We start from the raw sequence: 17,191 nt of genomic DNA on the forward strand, positions 1-17,191 counted from the left end.
TATAAACGGACGTGGAGAGGGTGTAAGACCTCATTTGGAGGCAACCTTCAGCGAAGCGTCAACCCCAATCAGCGACCACCCCTAAAAAGGTGGCGTGGTGAGGAATCCCCCGCGCTCTTTAGCCGGGGGAGGATGTCAATAGGATTTACACCCACCACGGTGTTTCTCCAGTGCGGGGATCAGTTTCCGTCCAAGGTGCTATGCGGATGTAGTCGCCTTCGATGTTAACCTGTACCAGCTTCAGGGGACGGTCAGCCGGACCCCGGACAACCGAACCATCTGGACTATAACGAGACCCGTGACAGGGACATTGAAATTGTTGGTCGATATTGTTCCAAGGAAAGGTACAACCTAAGTGAGTGCAGTTATCGACAATTCCGATTGAGTTTAAGGTGTTATCGTCGGTAACAGTTAAATACGTCGGTTCACCTGCTAAACCCGCAACCAAAGCACGGGCGCCTGCACCTTGGGCGACGATTTGGGACACGGGGATGGGATTCCCTAATTTATCTTTGGCGATAATCGAACCATCTGCGCCCCCTTCTTGGGGTGGGACAAAGAATTTAGCGGCTGGATAGAGGGCGGCGCTAGCTGTGGCGGCGATGGTAGCCCCGGTGAGGAAGTTGAGAAGCTGTCGCCGAGACATTGAGGGACTTTGCATCGATAGACTCTCTTCCATGGATATCCTCCGATTTGTGTAAAAAAGATTTACGACTTGTTATCTAGCTTAATAACTATCTTACTATTTAGTCAAGTAATAATTTTTGGGGAGAGATGATCTGCTTCAGGTGTGGGTAATTTTTTCGTAGTACCCTCGTTCCTAGGCAGAGCCTAGGAATGCTCCTTTTGAGGCTCTGCCTCCCCTGAAAACGAGTGCGAGGGTTGTGGCTTAAGTTGACACGGATGGCAAGGGGGTGATTCCTACACACTTCCTACAGGTGTTTCGTTGTGGGGCATGGCTGAGTTCATATAGATTGTAAATATAGTTAAAAAGTTGTATAGTTTTAATAAACCGTGGTGTAATCATGGCTCATATTGTGGTAATCGGTGCGGGTATTGGCGGACTACCCACCGCTTACGAACTGCGGCATCTCCTGCCTCACGTCCACCGAATTACGTTGATTTGTGACAAACCTCAATTTACGTTTATTACTTCTCTTCCTTGGGTTGCATTCAATTTGACTCCACTCCAGCGAATTCAAGTAGATATTGCTTCTGTGGTAAAATCCCGTCAAATTGAGTTTGTTCAAGGTAAGGTAACCGATCTTGACCCCCACGCTCAATGGTTAAGGGTGGGAGACAGGTCCATTGATTATGACTATGTAGTGATTGCTACCGGGGCAGAATTAGCGCTAGATACCATACCAGGATTAGGACCCGATCGCGGTTACACCCAATCGGTGTGCAATCCTCACCATGCTTTGATGGCAAAACAAGCGTGGGCAAAATTTCTGGAAAATCCCGGACCCTTGGTTGTGGGGGCGGTTCCGGGTGCGAGTTGTATGGGACCGGCTTATGAGTTTGCCCTATTAGCCGATTGGATATTGCGGCGACAGGGATTGCGAGAACAAGTACCGATTACGTTTGTTACCCCAGAACCCTATGCGGGTCATTTGGGAATTGGGGGTATGGCACATTCGGCGGAGTTGGTAACTGAATTAATGCGTCAACGGCAGATTGAGGTGATTGAGAATGCTGAAATTACTGCCATTCATCCGCAGCAGATCACTTTGGCAGAAGGTCATACGCTACCATTCCACTATGCTATGCTGCTACCGCCGTTCCGGGGACCGGGCTTTGTCCGAGATGTTCCTGGGTTGAGTGATGAGAAGGGTTTTCTACCTGTATTACCAACCTATCAGCATCCCTCATTTCCCTCTATCTATAGTGCGGGGGTGGTGGTGCAGTTATCGCCACCGGAAAAGACTCCTTTGCCTATCGGTGTGCCAAAAACGGGGCAAATGGCGGAGGCGATGGGTATGGCGGTGGCGCACAACATTGCTAGAGAGTTGGGTGTGATTCAAGCTGCACCGATGACGCCAACTTTGGCAGCAATTTGTATGGCGGATTTTGGTGATACGGGAATTGTATTCTTAGCTGATCCCGTTTTACCTGATCCGAAAACGGGTCAACGGCGACGTGCGATCGCAAAACGGGGTCGTTGGGTAAGCTGGTTGAAGATTGCCTTTGAGCGATTTTTCTTGACCAAGATGCGATGGGGGTTATCTGTACCTTGGTTTGAGCGTTGGGGTCTGCGTTTATTGGGTTTGTCGCTAGTGGAACCAATTCCAGTATCAAAAGATTATCCAATTGAGTCAAGTTTGCAAACTAGATAAGCGATTAGTTGATTACGATATTGTGTGGGATGTTGTCACCAACAAAATTCCTAAGTTGGATACTGAAATCTGAAAAATTATCGAGCAGGAGTATTTATAGTTTGGCAAAATGAAACGTGAAATCTTCTTATTGTCGGTGGATCATTTACTCCCCTTGACCATCAACCTGATTCGGCTCCGGTAGAAATTCAGGATTCATGATTTGTTCTGGAGTGTAAGGACATGCTTCGGGAAAAACCTGTTCACCTAACTGAGTCTCACGAATTGCTAACGCTAAACCCAGTTCGTAAGCCGTCAGGAATACCTCTTCTAGATAGGGGTTCAAACTGGGGCTATCCTGCAACAACAGCTTGATTTGAATGCGTTGCTCTCGAATTGTACCCAACCAGCTATTGCTGCGCTTTTCGCGTTGAAACTGCCATTTCAGCAGGTGTCCGAATAACAATCCTAGCCGATTCCTCAGTTCTTTTCTTTCTTGGCGACCCAGGGTTTCAATTTCCTCAATTAGGTTGAGCCTGTCTAATTGATCCCAATGCTGATCTTTGAGCAGCGTCACCTGCTCTTGAGTCCAAGCATAAAAATCTGTTTCATAGAGTTCAGATGTGTCCATTTTTATCAAGGATTGTAAACTTCTATCAAACCTGCGATCGCTCTGTGCTAGTCCTCCCTCTCATGTAGCACATCCTCAACCAGACAAATAAACAATTATAGAGACGTTGCATGCAACGTCTCTACAATCTAAATGATATGATCTTTGACGCTCTCCCTCCTATAACAAGGGAGATTCTATGGAAATTTCGTTCCATATATCCCGGTAAACGGGTTCCCAGGCACACGATATTCGCCATCTAGGGCATCGTGTTATCTCCTAACACCCTGTCGATTCAGGGCTGGGCGTTTCAAACCTTTGCGGTTTGGGTTCCGCCGAGTCCCGGCGTACCTGATAAGTTGACTTCGACTTTGCAGCCGCAAGCCAACTGCATTTTATCATACTATCCTGGGGTGTTTATCCGGATAAAAGCCGTCCTAGAAGGACGGGGCTTCAGACCCTTTATTTCCGGTGAAAGGCTAATCTAGGCGGGAGCCACCTGAACAATCAGCGATCGCTTATCAAAAGACTGGACTTTCCCCGCTTCGCCGAGATCCGCAATCACACGTTCTAGCAATTCGTTTGCGCGATCGCGATGCTGATGTTCTCGACCTCTCAGACGCACCTGAAACTTAACTAAATTACCTTTATCCAACCAGTCGAGCGCTCTTTTGATGCGTAAGCCGTAATCGGATTCACCAACATTCGGACGCAATTTCACTTCCTTAAGCGTTGGTTTAGAACTTTGGCGTTGACGCTTTTTCTGCTGGTACTGATGTTTCCCGTAGTCCAAAACCTTCGCCACGGGACCGTCTTTAGTTTCAGAGACGACTACTAAATCAAGTCCTGCATCCTTAGCGACTTGTAGAGCCTCACGGGTATCAGTCAAACCACGATTGTTATTTTCATGGTCAATCAACAAAACCTGAGGTGATCTGATTTTGTGGTTCATCAGTTGTTTCTGTTTCTTAGCGATAAGACTTTCCTCCTAAGTTCAATAGAATCTCCTACGGGCTAACTTCTACCAGGGTAACCCAATCCTGATCACCTCACATCCCGCTAAGGTTTGACAAAGGTGATGGTCGATTAGACATCAGCATTGATACTCCCCCGGTTAAAACGGGGGGGCTTTTTTCGCAAGAGCGTTACCCACACGGTAACACTAATTTAGGATGGAACAATCTGAAGCACCAGCGCCCGTCGATCAAAAGACTGAACTTTGCCAACTTCACCCAGATCAGTCACCACCCGCTCCAGCAGTTCTGTGGCGCGATCGCGATGTTGATGTTCCCGACCCCGCAGACGCACCTGAAACTTCACGGAATCGCCTTTTTTCAACCACTCAACAGCTCTGTTGATGCGTAAGCTGTAATCGGACTCGCCCACATTTGGGCGCAGTTTCACTTCCTTGAGCGTTGGCTTGGAACTCTGGCGCTGGCGTTTCTTCTGTTGGTACTGATGCTTACCGTAGTCCAATATTTTTGCCACGGGAGCCTCTTTACGCTCAGAGACTACCACCAAATCCAGACCTACATCTTTAGCCAGTTGTAAAGCCTCACGAGTATCGATCAAACCGCGATTGTTATTCTCGTGATCAATCAACAGAACCTGAGGAGACTTGATTTGACGGTTGATTCGTTGCTTGTCTTTGTTAGTTATAATACATTCCTCCTACAACTCCATTTGCGGCTAGCTAACTCCTCTTTTAGGATAGCGCAACCCAAACCAACTCACACCATGTCCGGTGGTAAATAGCGGACAATAGAGAAAACATCTCCTCGCAACCGATGTGAGGAATCCTCGTCTAATACAGGAGGAAAAATTATGACCACTCAATCAACCGCCACATTCACCTCCGTCTATGGTCCAGTAACATCTTGGCGCTACGGGCGATCGCTGGGTATTGATCCCATTGGACTCCAATCAACTTGCTCATTTAACTGCGTCTATTGTCAGCTAGGGGAAATTCAAGTCCGCACCAGCCAACGTCAAGTTTTTGTCCCTACCGCAAAAATTATCCAAGATTTACAAGCTTTTGCCCCTTGGGATGTCGATGTGGTAACCCTCAGTGGTAATGGTGAACCAACTTTAGCCCTCAACCTGGCTGAGATTATTTCTCAGGTTAAGGAAATTACTCACAAACCTGTCTTGGTCTTGACAAATGGCACACTTTTAGGTAATCCAGACGTGCAGGCGGCGTTATCTTTAGCGGATAAAGTCTCAGTTAAACTAGATGCTGTGAATCAAGATCAACTACGACGTGTCAATCGTCCTGTCATGGAACTCGATTGGCTCAAAATCTGGACAGGTATCCAGGAATTTCGTCAGGGGTATCCAGGAGAAATGGGAATACAAACAATGCTGTTAACCCCACCGAATCAGCCCAGTCAAGAAACTTACGTGCAGTTAGTGCGAGTACTACATCCCGATGAAATTCAACTCAACACCCCCACCCGTCCTAAACCCTTGACTCATCAACTCGATGGACGTGGTAATCATACCCCCACTGAATCACGTTCCTATCCTGTACAACAACTCAAGCGAGTTAGTGGGGATGTCTTACAAGCCTTTGCCACTAAAATACAGGACGAAACCAATATCCCCGTTCGATGCGCTCCCCGTTAAAAGAGTTTTGAGTGTGTAGGGGCGGGTTTCACTATTATCGTTTCTGACCTCACAAGAGATGCAACTAAACCCGCCCCGATTGAGTTAAAGCGTTGTGGAAATCTTTGACAAAGGACAAAAGACCAATGACCAATGACAAAGAACGAATCACCAATGATATTCCCCCTGGATATCTAAATATTATGGGATACGTTGACGAGTCAGAAGTGAATGGTCCTGGCTGTCGCGCTGTTGTTTGGGTGCAAGGGTGTAACCGAGAATGTCCTAGCTGTTTCAATCAAGCATCCTGGTCATTTGAATTTAATCAGTTAATAGCTGTTGATTAATTAGCGGATAAAATTTTATCCAATCGCCGTAATCAAGGAGTCACTTTTTCTGGTGGAGAACCTTTTTGGCAAGCACCAGCCCTAGCGCAGTTAGCGAAGAAACTCAAAGCGGCGGGGTTAAATGTTATGTCATTTAGTGGATTTACTTTAGGAGAACTGCAATCACCTGATGCACCTCCAGGCGCACAAGAGTTATTAGGACAACTCGATATTTTAGTCGATGGTCCGTTTGTCGAATCCTTAGCGATTAATTCCCCCGATTCACCCGTCTCATCTCGAAATCAGCGCGTCCGTGTATTTAATCCCGCATTAAAAGACCAAATTACCTGGGCTTCTGATCAAATGGAGATTCATATCCTCAAAGATGGTAGCCGCATTGTTACAGGATTTCGAGGTCAGATGAATTTGAGCGAAGGCTAGATGTCATTTGTCATAACGGAAGATTAAGGATTTTGAAACCCGCGTCGGCGGGTTTTGTTTGTGTAGCTGCGGTTTTAACCGCCAAGCCAATTTGGTATCATTCAGTAATTTCCCCATTTTCCTATCTTTTGATGTAAAGATATATTAATAATACACCAAAAAAAATTAATTCAAAAGTTCAATTTATTGAATTATAAATAATCTCTTGAGTAGATAAAAATTTTACTATTTTAAATCCTTGAACTTGCACCCCATTGAAATCAAGTGTCGAGGTTAAGGAGAATTATAGACTGAGTTAATTTACCTATTATTTTCAATAAATTCTGACGAAGGATTAACCTGAACTTTAGGAAACGGAGTCTTTTGTAAAGCTTTGTCTAAAACTTACCTCAAATAGTCACTTCAGCTCCGATTCCTCTAGACAAATATGCGAAAGTAAGTTAGTCTGTATGACAGATTGTCTAACGTGTAAGACAATATCTAAAAGCTCAACTCTTAGCCGATCAGGAGTGACCAGTCGCAGACCAACCAACTGCACATCTTATTCTCCCCGAAAAGAGTTGACCCACGTAGGGACCTCTACCACTCGCGATTGACTAATTTTGAATCTCTAAAGTTTTGGAGGCACAACGAAGGACTCAAAGCTTAATTGTAGGGATGCAGGGTATTCATGCATCAGACCAGCATCTACTATACCAGGTCTGACATCGCTCAAAACGCTGTAGTGATTGCACCATTGTTTAGATCCCTGCTAGAGAAATTCCCCGATCTTTTGACAGTTGGCAAAGGTAGTCTTTTTGAGACGAAAAAACTTTGTGTAACTAGGGTTTCAAGGTGATGTTCCCTTCAAAAGCGGCTGAAGTCTAACGCGGGTATAAAACACCGACACTATTAGACATTTCCGGCTTTTGTTAATCCCTTAGTCATAGCAAGAAACCGATGACGGCTAGACAAATTCCCTCTGTAATCTCAACTCCGATGCTCTCTTCCCTAGAGCAAGTTCGGTCTCTTAGAACCTTGCAGCGATTTCAGTTTAGTGGTGAACTGGTGTTGAACGATCCAAAGGGACACCAATGGATCTTTTTTTTGTACCTGGGCGGTATCCTTTATGCCACAGGAGGAGTTCATCCTGTGAGACGGTGGCAACGCAATTTAGCCATTCACTGCCCTCAAATTTTGACTCATCCTGATACAATTCGGCGTGATTTAGCCAGTATTAATTCCAAAACATGCTGGGACTATCAGCTATTGTCTCTATGGGTCAAGCAGCGACGAATCACTCCAGAACAAGCTGCCAACATGATTCGTGCTGTGCTTACTGAGGTTGTGTTCGAGCTCGTGCAAGCGAAGCAAGTAACCCATCAAATCCAGCATAATTATTCGTTACCCACGAAACTGGTTTTGATTGAAATTGATCAAGCGATCGCACAGGTACAATCTTTGTGGCAGACTTGGCAGAATGCCCAGCTTGCGGATTATTCTCCTAATCAAGCCCCGGTGATCAAACAACCGGAACAGTTACGCAAAAACCGTTCTGTCGAGGTTTACCAAACATTAACTAACCTACTCGACGGACAACATACATTGCGTGACTTAGCGGTGAAACAGCGTCGGCATGTTGTGGACATTGCCCAAGCGTTAATCCCTTACCTGGAATTAGGCTGGGTAGAACTAAGTAACATTCCCGATTTAACAGCACCCACCCCCAATACGGCAAGGCATAGAGAAAATGTTGGTGCTGACAAGCAGCAGAGAGCAGAAAAAGGTAGAGACGTGCCACGGCACGTCTTACCACGACACCTCGCAGAGCCAGGGAAAGAGAAGGTTAAAGCTTATCCCACAGGTATTGCCCCCACCTCTGGGAAAGCCAACGTGCCGACAACCCCACTCAAAAGTGCAAACGCAGATGCAACTAAATCCTTGGTTGCTTGTGTAGATGACAGTCGTTGGGTGATTCACACCATGGAAAAAGTAATCGGGGCGGCAGGTTACCGATTTATTGGTGTGGAAAATGCCCTGCGAGCCATTCCAACTCTTTTGGCACGAAAACCGGATCTAATCTTTTTAGACTTGGTGATGCCAAATGTAAATGGATATGAGCTTTGCACTCAATTACGCAAACTGTCCTGTTTCCAAAAAACGCCGATTGTTTTTTTGACCGGAAAAGATGGGGCAGCGGATAGACTTCACGCTAAGTTTGTTGGTGCATCGGATTTCTTGAGCAAACCTTTAAGTTCTAGAGATCTGCTCACTGTACTCCACAAGCATATTAAACAGGGTGTTTATTGATTGTTGCTTGTTCATCGTTCAGGGTTAGTAATGCGATGAATTGACGTGAATCTGATACTAACTATCATTGACCAATTTCTTTTGTATTCATTAGGTAATTACCATGGGAACAGCTCTAGTTGTTGAAGATTCCTCAACGGATATGCAAATTATCACCAGTTGCTTACAGCAAGGTGGTATAAATGTCTTGGTCGCTCATAGTGGCGAAGAGGCTCTGACTAAAATTAGCAAGCAAAAACCGGATGTGATTATTTTAGACATCGTGCTACCGGGTCGCAGTGGTTTTGAAGTTTGTCGCGAATTAAAAGCAGCGGCTGAAACCAGCAATATTCCTGTCGTTATTTGTTCGACAAAAGGAGGTGAAATGGATAAGTTTTGGGGAATGAAACAGGGAGCAGATGCTTACCTAGCTAAACCTGTTGATCAAAACGAACTCGTCCGCACTGTTAAACAGCTCATTCGCACCTAATTAAAGTGTTCGTAGTCAGCACGAAGCGTGCTGGTAAGTCAAGCATAAGGCACTTTAGTGCCTACTACAAACACTAAAGTGCCTACTAAAAAGAAAACGGTTCCTGACCATGTCTGACACTTTATCAACCCAAAACCTCTTCTCATCGTCCATGCAGATCCAGCTGCGATCGCCTGCGTCTGTAGCGAGTGAAAAAGAACAGTTTTTGCGGTTTCATCTGCTACCGGATACAACCGCTTTGTTGTCCGTTCGTCAGTTAACTGAGGTGTTGAACATTCCGATGGGTCAGATTGTACCCATCCCTCATACACCCCCTTGGGTTATGGGTGTTTATAACTGGCGGGGTGAGATTCTTTGGATGGTGGATATCGGACATTTAGTCGGACTCACGCCGTGGTATCAGCAGATAACCGGTGCTTCAAATTACACGGCAATTGTGTTAAATACTCCTTCCCCGTCACAAACCTCTACCCAAGTCAAAAGTCAGATACTAGGACTTGTGGTAAACCGTGTCGAAGATATGGAGTGGTGCAACCCCGATGGGATTCAATCCCCACCCTCTGCTCCCGTTACTCCCGAACTTGCTCCATTTTTGCGGGGATATTGGGTGAAATCCACGGGTGAGATGTTAGCCGTTCTCGATGGTACAGCCATTACCGAAGCGATGCCCAAAACTCAGTAGATTTTGTCATCTGCATTACTTGCTATTCGAGAAGCATGTTTTAACTACGATTGGCGTCTATCAAAAATCTCTCGAAAGCAGCCAATTGAAGACGGCTGACAACTATCGCCAAAAAAATTCTGCTTAATTTCATAACCTATCCGGTATTGCTTAACCAAACGCAAGGCTTTCCTTTGGCTTGCGGATCAGTTGAGTACTATCCTTTCTACCCTATTGATGTTCAACGATGAGGTTCATATCATGACTCAAACATCATCTAATACAAACTCCACGAATAATAACGGTGCTACTTCCAAGCTGACATCCAGTGATGATGGCGCAGCACTCATGGATTATCCCCTTTCTGATCGCAGCCTCTCGACTCCAATCCCAAACGCTCTCAAACGACTAGAACCTGATGGGGGAGGCTACAAGACAAAGAATCAAACCATTCCCAAACAACTGTCATCAACCTCTTGGTGGCAACGGCTGAATCTGCGAAATAAAGCCACGGCTCTGGCAATCATTATTGGTACTATTCCCGTACTGGTGACTGGAATCACTGCCTACTATTTTGCTGACCGAGCGGTTGTTCGAGGAATTGCCGACGCTAAAATCGCCCGGGCTGAAGGTATTGAAGATAAGGTGATTCGCTTCATGCGGGAACGTTACGGGGATATTCAGGTTCTGGCAAATCTGAATATTCTCACTGATCCCAAACTGGTTGAATCAACAACCCTGGCTCAAAAACAAGCCACTCTCGACAACTACATCGATTTCTACAAAATCTATGACAGCATTGCCGTGTTTGATCTCCAGGGTAATGTGATTGTACAGTCTCAGGGAGAGCCTGTAGGTAACCACAGCGATCGCGATTACTTTCAAGCCGCCCTCAAGCTCGATCAACCCTATATTGGCAACCCCACGATCTCTGACAGCAGTGGCAAATTCGCGATCCACATTGCTTCACCCATTAAAGATCTCACAGGTAAGACCATTGGCGTGATTCGCTCTCGTATGCCTGTGGAAGCCCTTGATGATTTGATTGCCAACTTCGGCGCTGGCGGTGACCAATACTATTTAATGGACTTGTCTGGAGGCGGTGCCGAAATTTTCGTATCGAACCAGCCGCAGAAGCGAGATAAGGAAGCGTCAGAAGTGTTTGCTCACTTTGAGCAACTGAAAACCGCCGGTAAACCAGCAAGTGAGGTGACAACTGACACGATTGATAACACTCAAGGTTTGTTAGCTTATGCTCCCTTACAAACACTTGAAGGTGTACAAGACTTACCCTGGAGTGCGGCTGTAGCTACGCCAACCAAGATTGCGTTTGAACCGCAGCGACAGTTACTTCTCGCTCTAGCCAGTGGTACAGCGCTCACCGCTTTGCTGGTGTCAGCAGTAGCCGCTGCCATTGCCAACCGCGCTACAACCCCGATTGTGAGTGCCGCCGACGCGGTAACCAAAATTGGTCAGGGAGACTTGGATACCCGTATAAACGTGGCTGGGGAAGACGAACTGGCTGTCTTGGGTAAAAACATCAACGACATGGCTCAACAGCTCGGAACTTTGGTGCAGCAACAAACCTTGGCAGCAGAAAGGGCAAACTTATTGGCAGAAATTACCAGTGTCCGTTCCTTTGACGCCCAAGCCATCCAAGATATCTTTGATATCGCGGTGATCAATGCTCGCAAAATCTTTAAAGCGGATCGGGTCATTGTTTATCGTCTCAACTCTGACGGCAGTGGCGATGCTGTGGCTGAATCGGTGACGCCCGGTCAGTTTCATGCGTTTAATAGCAATATCAAACATCCCCCCCTGTCGCCAAAACAGCTTACTACTCACAGCGATGACGGTATTGTGGCAATCACCAATATTACCGCAGCTGGGTTATCGGCTGAACAGTTAAAGTTTATGGAACATCTAGAAGTCAAGTCTACCCTAGATGTTTTACTCCTGTCTCAAGGTCAACCCTTTGCCTTGCTCAGCGTTCACCACTGCAAGAACTCCCACCCATGGCAGCCAGAGGAAATCGATTTCCTCCAACGCTTAGCCGACCAAATGCGACTGTCTCTTGACCGACTTACTCTACTTGACCAAACGCGAAACCTGGCGGAAGAACAGCGTCAATTGAAAGAAGGTTTGCAACACCGAGCCTTGGAACTGCTCAAGGAAGTAGACCCGATTAGTAAAGGTGACCTAACCATTCGCGCACGAGTCACGGAAGATGAAATTGGTACGATCGCGGACTCCTATAATGCTACCGTTGCTAACCTGCGGAAAATCGTTAACCAGGTGCAAGCGGCGGCGGGTCAAGTGGCTGAAACCACGAGCTTTAATGAAGTTGCGGTTCAATCCTTGGCAGAAGAAGCGCTGCACCAAGCCGAAGAAATTTCCGTCGCTCTTGACCGCGCCCAGGAAATGGCTCAGTCGGTGCGAATGGTCGCCAATAACGCTGAACAAGCCTTAACTGCTGTGCAAGAAGCGTCTCAAATGGTACAAGAAGGAGACGTGGCGATGAACCGTACTGTAGACGGGATTCTCGCTATCCGCGAAACAGTAGCAGAAACGGCGAAAAAAGTCAAACACTTGGGTGAATCCTCACAAAAGATTTCCACCGTCGTTAACCTGATTAGCACCTTTGCCGCCCAAACTAACTTGCTCGCCCTCAACGCCTCCATTGAGGCAGCCCGCGCCGGGGAAGAAGGACGAGGGTTTGCGGTGGTTGCCGACGAAGTGCGATCGCTGGCACAACAGTCAGCCGATGCGACGAGTGAAATTGAAAAGCTTGTGGCGGCGATTCAAGCGGAAACTAACGAGGTGGTAACTGCAATGGAAGCAGGTACAGAACAGGTAGTTATGGGTACAAAACTTGTAGATGAAACCCGCGCCTCCCTGAACCAAATTACCACCGTATCCGCCAAGATTAGTAAACTCGTTGAAGCCATTACAGATGCCACATTAATTCAGACACAAGCCGCTGAATCTGTAACTGAAACCATGACAAAAGTAGCAAACATTGCTGCACACACATCCACAGGAGCCAGTGACGTATCTTACTCATTTGAACAACTCCGACAAGTCGCGCAAGCGTTACAAGAAGAAGTGGGTCAGTTTAAATTGAGTTAGTCATTTTTCATTCGTCATTTGTTGATTGGATTTAGGGTGATCGCCAATCAATCCCGATATTCGCGACGCGACGCGACGTTTCGTTTCGTTTCGTTTCGTAACGTAGGGGCGAAGCATTCGCGCCTAGATTGATCGGTTTCCTGTCAAAATTACAACGCGAATGCTTCGCCCAACACACCGTTCACAAATAACCAATAAACAATGAAAAACCATGGCAATTAACCCCGATATTCGTGACCAAGCCTATCAGTTTTTTATTGCCGAAGCACCGGAACTTTTACAGATCATTGAAACCGGGTTATTAAATCTCACAGATGAGCGCAGTACTGCCCAAGTTCACGAATTAATGCGAGCCGCCCACTCGCTAAAAGGGGGCGCAGCCAGTGTTGAATTAGAGGCGATCGCGACTCTAGCTCACCGCTTGGAAAATATCTTTAAGGCACTCTATAGTGATACCGTAGAGATTGACATTGAGCTAGAAAATAAACTGCTGCAAGCTTATGACTGCCTGAGTTTGCCCCTGAAATCACAAATTACCACGGGTTACTTTGATCCTCAAGCAGCTTTAGCCACAGGGACTCCCATTTTTGACCAAATTGAGGCACGATTGGGAGATGCCCTGACTCAGGCGGATAATTATTATATGCCCAGTTCCGCCGAATTGGGGATAAATATGGCGGTATCTATTTTTGAAGTCGATGTCGCCGAAGGATTGGAACGCCTTGCTACGGTGGTGGAAAATCCTCAAGACTATGAAGTGGCGGGAGAATTACGCGCCCAACTTGACGTTTTTGCTGGATTTGCTGAGTTCTTAAACCTGCCCGGATTTGGCGCGATCGCACAAACGGCACAACAGGCGTTAGAGGCTCACCCCCAAAGGGCTGTAGAGATTACAAAATTGGCACTGGCTGATTTTGAAGTCAGCCGTCAAGCTGTTCTCTCCGGTGAACAGACGACGGGAGGAAATCCTGGTGAAGCATTAGTCGCCCTGGCTGAATCTCCAGCAACTTCGGCGGATTCGTTCGCCGTGCAACCGATTGAAGCATTTACAGAAGACGATGCGATCGCATCTTCACCCGAAACGCTTCCGTTGCTCGCTGAACTATTTTCTCAAGAGACTGAACCTTATACCCTCCCAGCCACAGCAGAATCTACATTATCAGTTCCTTCTTTAGAGGATATTTTTGGTAATCCTGATTCTCAGGAGATTTTAGATACAGAATGGGTTGAAGAAGCGACATCTTTGTTCAACCAGACAGAGGATCACTCCCAGGCTACTCCCGAAACCGTTACGGAAGTCGAACCGGATGTCGTACCTGAAACCTCTGCATTAGTTCCCGCCGCACCGATCAACCTGGATTTTGCCATTCAATCGATTGAGCAAGTTTTTGATCAACTTCCCTCCCTGGAAGAGGCGTCACAATTAACCCTGTTTCAGGGGAATCCGTTAGTTAAGAGCCAATCGGGTGAACGTCATATCGCCCAGTCTCCCTCTTTGATACCCGATCCGCTAACGAGCCACAATCCCGTTGAATCCACTCGCCCCCGTTCACCAGCACCCACGCCTAATCTATCCGTGCGGGTGGATTTAGATCGACTCGAACGGATGAATAACTTGGTTGGGGAATTAGCGATTAACCGCAATGGTTTATCACTCCAGAATCAGCAATTACAGGTAGCAGCGCGAGCATTGCTGGATCGATTTGCTCGATTTGGGCAGATTGTGAATAAATTGCAGCATGTATCGGATAAGATACTGGTCGCGCCAGAACGGTACAGTTATGGGATGATGTCGGGTTCTGCTCAGATGGATCGTCGCGTTCCTAGAAGTGGTGATGTGCGATCGCTCGGACTGCGGAATTCTGATCACTCCACGGATGTAACGCTAAAGACATTAGCGGACTTTGACTCCTTGGAAATGGATAGCTACGGCGTTCTCTATTCCCAAATCCAAGGGATATTAGAAGAAATGGTGCAGCTTGAAGAAGCCGTTGACGATATCGCCCTGTTTGCGAAGAAATCTGATCAAACCACCCAACAGCAGCTGAAGGTGCTCAACCACTTGCGGGATGAGCTGATGTGGGCGCGGATGTTACCGATTGGGGAGGTGTTGAATCGGTTTCCTAGAGTATTACGGGAACTGTCTAATACGTATCACAAACGGGTGAATTTGAAATTAACCGGAACAGGTGTTTTGGTTGATAAAGCGGTGTTGGAAAAACTCTCTGATCCGTTGCTGCATTTACTCCGAAATGCCTTTGATCATGGAATTGAGTCTCCTGAGATCCGGCGTCAAGGGGGGAAACCGGAATCGGGACAGATTGAAATTCGCGCTTATCACAAGGGGAGTCAAACAATTATTGAAGTTCGGGATGATGGTCAAGGCTTAAATGCAGAACGGATTGGGCGTCGGGCGGTGGAGTTGGGATTGTTATCTAGTGAACAATTGGCGACGACGTCCCAGGCGGGTTTGTGGGGATATATTTTTGAGCCAGGATTTTCTACCGCCCAGCAAGTGAGTGAGTTATCGGGACGAGGGGTTGGTTTAGATGTGGTACGAACCCAGCTGCGATCGCTTAAAGGTAAAATTTCTGTAACTTCGACGCCGGGAGGCGGTACGACGTTTACCTTACGTCTACCTTTAACCCTAACCATCGCCAAGTTATTAGTGTGTTTCATCGGTTCGACGGTGCTGGCGTTACCCTCTGACAGTATCGAAGAGATTATTATTCCCAAAGCCAACCAAGTCAAAAAATCGGGGACGCAACGGTTTCTTCATTGGCGGGGAGAATTGATACCAACCTATCGATTAGGTGAACTGTTGGAGTATCAGCGTCCCTTACCGGAGAACTTGACGAGTCAAACCTTGAGTTCAGTGGCGGCGCCAAAGACGTGGGAGTTACCTATGCTGATACTGCGTCAGGATCAACAGGTGTTTGCTGTGGAAGTTGAGCGTCTGGTGACGGAACAAGAATTGGTGATTAAACCTTTTGGTGGGGCGATTTCTCCTCCTAGTTATACCTACGGTTGTACGATTTTGGGGGATGGGACGGTAATTCCGGTGGTTGATGGTATTGCACTGTTGGAATTTGTCCATGGAGCGACGACGCCAACGGCGACTCCTGTGCGTCAGGATGCTTCTCCAGGTACGGTGATCGGTTCAGGGGATACCACCACTCCCATCACCATGGTACAAGTACCGACAATTTTGATTGTCGATGATGCGGTGGCTTTGCGACAAACCTTAGCGCTAACTTTAGAACGGGCGGGTTTTCGGGTGTTACAGGCGCGGGATGGTCGAGAGGCGATCAACCAGTTGCAGCAAAGTGCATCGGTGCAGTTGGTGGTTTGTGATATTGAGATGCCGAATATGAATGGGTTTGAGTTTCTCAGTCAACGGCGTCAAGATCCGAAGTTGTCGAGGGTTCCCGTTGCCATGCTAACCTCTCGCAGCAGTCAAAAACATCGCTGGTTAGCGATGCAGTTGGGGGCGAGTGGGTATTTCACCAAGCCTTATTTAGAACAAGAGTTTGTCGGCTCGCTCAAAGATATTATCCACGAAAATAGTCTTGTTCGTCATTAGTCATTCGTTCTTTGTCCTTTGTTGTTAGCGCTGACTTAAGTAATGCATTGCAGCTTATCCACCCACTGTAATTTTTATTGTCTAAAGAAGGGTTTTGGTTATGAATAGTAATGTAATGAACACTCAATCGAACGAAAAGCAACCTGTCCTTTCACGAAAGACGACACAGGTATTAAAATTAATTCATTTTACTCTAGGGAAATTGTATCTAGCCTTACCCATTGAATCCGTCTACAAAATCTTGAATCGCGCCCCTGTTCATGGGAGTGGGATGAATCAGGTGGGAGTTACTCATTCTGGCGAAGAAGACATTACGGTAATTGATTTATATCAGCGCTTTTTCAAAGAGAGCTTACCGGAAGCCGCCAAAGGAGGAGGATATTTGGTAACTATGCAAAATCAAATCGGTGAAATCTATGGCATTCCCGTAGCTGAAGCGCCTATTTTAATAGATGTGCCACTTTCAGCAATTCGGCTTTTACCGGAATCCTATCGTCGTTCTGATACGGTTAATATTGCCCGTCATGTGGCGGTGATTCCTCAAAATTCGGGAACAAAAACTATCTTTTTATTAGATGTTGAGTTGCTGTTGCCAACCTGAGTGAAATGTAAGCTCCTTTCTAGTGACATACTCCCGACGCTCATGCGGCAAGCATAGAGCGCGGGCTTCTCAGTGACTCCTGGTATCCCATAGGACGTTACCTGAGCTTTATTGACGGAATGCCCTACCGCCAAATACTTGATGTTTATTGCTGCGTTATGGT

Annotated in this window: 13 protein-coding genes and 1 pseudogene; 10 read left to right on the forward strand and 4 right to left on the reverse strand. The window is 46.7% G+C overall.

Features of this window, described 5'->3' with window-relative positions:
• Positions 1-145: 145 nt before the first annotated feature.
• Complete coding sequence (petC, locus tag RID09_RS21975) at positions 146-679, reverse strand: cytochrome b6-f complex iron-sulfur subunit (RefSeq protein ID WP_446338048.1); 534 nt, start codon at positions 677-679, stop codon at positions 146-148.
• A gap of 346 nt (positions 680-1,025) precedes the next feature.
• On the opposite strand from petC, the gene RID09_RS21980 reads away from it, so the two are divergent.
• A complete protein-coding gene (locus RID09_RS21980; protein ID WP_446338049.1) occupies positions 1,026-2,336 on the forward strand; it encodes an NAD(P)/FAD-dependent oxidoreductase in 1,311 nt (436 codons plus the stop codon).
• Between the two features lie 145 nt (positions 2,337-2,481).
• On the opposite strand, the gene RID09_RS21985 is transcribed toward RID09_RS21980, so the two are convergent.
• Positions 2,482-2,946, reverse strand: a complete 465-nt coding sequence (locus tag RID09_RS21985) for a DUF29 domain-containing protein (RefSeq protein ID WP_446338050.1) — start codon at positions 2,944-2,946, stop codon at positions 2,482-2,484.
• 248 nt (positions 2,947-3,194) lie between these two features.
• Here RID09_RS21985 and RID09_RS21990 point away from each other — a divergent pair, with 248 nt between their 5' ends.
• On the forward strand, positions 3,195-3,413 hold the full coding sequence (locus tag RID09_RS21990) for a hypothetical protein (protein ID WP_446338051.1): 219 nt from the start codon (positions 3,195-3,197) through the stop codon (positions 3,411-3,413).
• Here RID09_RS21990 and infC (RID09_RS21995) read toward each other — a convergent pair.
• Complete coding sequence (gene infC, locus RID09_RS21995; protein ID WP_446338059.1) at positions 3,410-3,901, reverse strand: translation initiation factor IF-3; 492 nt, start codon at positions 3,899-3,901, stop codon at positions 3,410-3,412. The two genes, RID09_RS21990 and infC (RID09_RS21995), sit on opposite strands and share 4 nt — an antisense overlap.
• Before the next feature lie 191 nt (positions 3,902-4,092).
• A complete protein-coding gene (infC, locus tag RID09_RS22000) occupies positions 4,093-4,587 on the reverse strand; it encodes a translation initiation factor IF-3 (protein WP_446338060.1) in 495 nt (164 codons plus the stop codon).
• 162 nt (positions 4,588-4,749) lie between these two features.
• Here infC (RID09_RS22000) and RID09_RS22005 point away from each other — a divergent pair, with 162 nt between their 5' ends.
• The 8 genes and pseudogenes from RID09_RS22005 (at position 4,750) to RID09_RS22040 (ending at position 17,028) form a co-directional block, all read left to right on the forward strand.
• Positions 4,750-5,550 (forward strand): radical SAM protein, encoded by an 801-nt coding sequence (locus RID09_RS22005; RefSeq protein WP_446338052.1) that lies wholly within the window; start codon positions 4,750-4,752, stop codon positions 5,548-5,550.
• Positions 5,551-5,675: 125 nt separating this feature from the next.
• Positions 5,676-6,296, forward strand: a pseudogene (locus RID09_RS22010) (4Fe-4S single cluster domain-containing protein).
• A gap of 939 nt (positions 6,297-7,235) precedes the next feature.
• A complete protein-coding gene (locus RID09_RS22015) occupies positions 7,236-8,585 on the forward strand; it encodes a response regulator (protein WP_446338053.1) in 1,350 nt (449 codons plus the stop codon).
• A 103-nt stretch (positions 8,586-8,688) separates the two neighbouring features.
• Positions 8,689-9,054, forward strand: coding sequence for a response regulator transcription factor (locus RID09_RS22020; RefSeq protein WP_446338054.1), 366 nt, complete (start codon positions 8,689-8,691; stop codon positions 9,052-9,054).
• A 109-nt stretch (positions 9,055-9,163) separates the two neighbouring features.
• Positions 9,164-9,736, forward strand: a complete 573-nt coding sequence (locus RID09_RS22025; RefSeq protein ID WP_446338055.1) for a chemotaxis protein CheW — start codon at positions 9,164-9,166, stop codon at positions 9,734-9,736.
• 240 nt (positions 9,737-9,976) lie between these two features.
• Positions 9,977-12,844: a methyl-accepting chemotaxis protein gene (locus RID09_RS22030; protein ID WP_446338056.1), complete on the forward strand. Its 2,868-nt coding sequence runs from the start codon at positions 9,977-9,979 to the stop codon at positions 12,842-12,844.
• Between the two features lie 211 nt (positions 12,845-13,055).
• A complete protein-coding gene (locus tag RID09_RS22035; RefSeq protein ID WP_446338057.1) occupies positions 13,056-16,427 on the forward strand; it encodes a response regulator in 3,372 nt (1,123 codons plus the stop codon).
• 100 nt (positions 16,428-16,527) lie between these two features.
• A complete protein-coding gene (locus tag RID09_RS22040; RefSeq protein ID WP_446338058.1) occupies positions 16,528-17,028 on the forward strand; it encodes a chemotaxis protein CheW in 501 nt (166 codons plus the stop codon).
• The last annotated feature ends 163 nt before the right edge of the window (positions 17,029-17,191 follow it).

This window comes from Coleofasciculus sp. G1-WW12-02 (assembly GCF_040219735.1).
In the GTDB taxonomy this organism is placed as follows: Bacteria; Cyanobacteriota; Cyanobacteriia; order Cyanobacteriales; family Coleofasciculaceae; genus Coleofasciculus.